The following is a 232-nucleotide window of genomic DNA, read 5'->3' as shown; positions in this document are numbered from 1 at the left end:
TAAGTTTAGGTTCGTATTCAAATATCATTTATCTAGTTGAACACGAGATTAATTTCTTAGGAAAATAGATAATCTTCCTTGTGTGCAAGCACACGGTGTCAGATTCCTAATTTTCTACAGAAATTCGGCTAGCCGAACATCTCTTTGTATCCTAGATAATGGAGCCTAGCGGGATCGAACCGCTGACCTCCTGCGTGCAAAGCAGGCGCTCTCCCAGCTGAGCTAAGGCCCC

Annotated in this window: 1 tRNA gene; it reads right to left on the bottom strand. The window is 44.0% G+C overall.

What is annotated here, in order from left to right:
- Positions 1–159: 159 nt before the first annotated feature.
- Positions 160–232: transfer RNA gene (locus tag AT575_RS10425), tRNA-Ala, on the bottom strand.

Source organism: Streptococcus penaeicida (genome assembly GCF_002887775.1).
Classification (GTDB): domain Bacteria; phylum Bacillota; class Bacilli; order Lactobacillales; family Streptococcaceae; genus Streptococcus; species Streptococcus penaeicida.
Note: the sequence above shows the minus strand (reverse complement) of the source record. Positions and strands in the feature narration are given on the sequence as shown.